General features: G+C 34.5%; 2 protein-coding genes and 1 pseudogene. All 3 read left to right on the top strand.

Annotated elements, in window-relative coordinates; all coding sequences use genetic code 11:
* Nucleotides 1–301: pseudogene (locus KA858_RS06645) on the top strand (cassette chromosome replicative helicase); the annotation flags it as partial.
* 62 nt (nt 302–363) lie between these two features.
* The gene (locus tag KA858_RS06650) at nt 364–621 is read left to right on the top strand and encodes a hypothetical protein (RefSeq protein WP_058332293.1); all 258 of its coding nucleotides are present in this window, start codon (nt 364–366) and stop codon (nt 619–621) included.
* Nucleotides 622–798: 177 nt separating this feature from the next.
* On the top strand, nt 799–2,148 hold the full coding sequence (gene ccrA / locus KA858_RS06655) for a cassette chromosome recombinase CcrA (protein ID WP_210135307.1): 1,350 nt from the start codon (nt 799–801) through the stop codon (nt 2,146–2,148).
* Nucleotides 2,149–2,159 lie beyond the last annotated feature (11 nt).

Below are 2,159 nucleotides of genomic sequence, written 5' to 3' on the forward strand. Positions count from 1 at the left end.
AAACCAATACCAAGATGTAAAAAATGTAATAGATAGTTTAAGAGCAGAAGGATATATCCAGATGGATTCCGATCGGATAGCTATCAAACGTAATGTCAAAGATACTCAAGGCAAAACAAAAACGATCTTGTTCTACCATCTTGTATTGCCTAGTGAGTTTGCACCTGTTCTCGGTTTAAGCTCAAATTCTGAACCATACACACCACCGCAATTTGATAATAATACAACAAATAAGGAATTACTCAACAAATTTGTTAAAGATGGTAGAGAATGGGAAGAAAAGGGCGATTTAGAACTCTAAATATAAATATCGCTACAACGCGCTATGCGTTGTAGCTCATTAAATTAATCGGAGGCATAAAAATGAAAACAAACGTCAACTTATTAAATTACACAATTGATTCAGTAGAAGTCGATGATCATCAAAAACCTATTGTCGTTAATTATATCGACAGATACTACCATATGCAACAATATGTATTAACTGAAACGGAACAGAAGCTACTAAAATTTTATCACTTGTACCCTGAATTCATAAATGAAAAAGAGATAACTGAACATATTGTTCCAAGTACACAGAGTGAACGAATAACAATGCAACATGTTATCAATTCAATATAATTTGATATTTGGAGGTTGAACCATATGGACGAATTAATCACATTACTCGCTGATTTAGTGATTGAAGAAATCAATCACTTTGATGACTAATAATAACGCCCAACACCTCACTGGTGTTGGGCTCATCTATAAATTCGTTCATAAATATATATTATCACTGTGGAAGGAGGAAACAGGATGAAACAAGCAATTGGTTACTTACGACAGAGCACTACAAAGCAACAATCACTCTCAGCACAAAAACAAACCATCAAGGCATTAGCCGAAAAACATAATATTCCACATATTACTTTTTATAGCGATAAACAATCAGGACGTACTGATAAGCGAAATGGTTATCAACAAATTACTGAACTGATTCAACAGGGACAATGTGACGTACTATGTTGCTATCGTCTGAATCGACTTCATCGTAATCTAAAAAATGCATTAAAACTCATGAAATTGTGTCAAAAATACCATGTCCATATCTTAAGCGTTCATGATGGCTATTTTGATATGGATAAAGCATTCGATCGGCTCAAACTCAATATTTTCATCAGCTTGGCCGAACTAGAATCTGATAATATAGGCGAACAAGTCAAAAATGGAATCAAAGAAAAAGCGAAACAAGGTAAAATGATTACAACACATGCACCCTTTGGGTATCACTATCATAATGGTACTTTCACGATAGACACAGTAAAAGCACCAACAGTAAAAGCTGTGTTCAATTATTACCTTCAAGGTTATGGTTATAAAAAAATTGCGCAATACTTAGAAGCTGATGATAACTTCATTAATCGTAAGCCCTATCAAGTGCGTAATATTATCCTTAACCCTAATTACTGTGGCCGTGTTATCAATCAATACGGACAATATGAAAACATGTTCCCAGCTATTGTCAGTACAACGATATACGAAGAAGCTCAAGTTATCCGAACTCAGAAACAAGTCAAACGTAAGCCGTCAGAAAATCAACTCAAACAAAAAATCAAATGTCCCTATTGCCATTCGACACTCACAAACATGACCGTCCGAAAACCAAATCATTCATTGCGTTACTATGTCTGTCCGCAAAATATGAATAACGCTCGCTTTGTTTGTGAATTTAAAGGAATCAACGCACAAGAATTAGAAACAAGTGTTTTAGCGACTTGTCAGGACTTCTTTCAAAATCAACAGCTCTATTCAAAAATAAATCATACTATTCAACAACGACTCAAAAGACAAAGAGATATAGAAACTAAAACTACACTCAATCACGAGCAGCTGATAGAAAAATTAGCCCAAGGCAAAATTGATGCAGATACGTTCAGAGAACAATCGCAAACATTTCGACAACAGTCAAACCCTATAACATCAATCAATGCACATCAAATTCGAAAGGTTTTTCAAAATATCATACAACAACGTTTCACGTTAAACATGTTGTACCCTTACATTGATGAAATTCATATTACCAAAAATAAAACACTTACGGGTATCTATTTCAAAAATGAGCCCTTAAACATCGTCAATCAAACGGCGCAATCATCGATTGCTTAATCAGAAAGGAT

This window comes from Staphylococcus sp. GDX8P80P, from assembly GCF_017893095.1.
GTDB lineage: Bacteria > Bacillota > Bacilli > Staphylococcales > Staphylococcaceae > Staphylococcus > Staphylococcus borealis.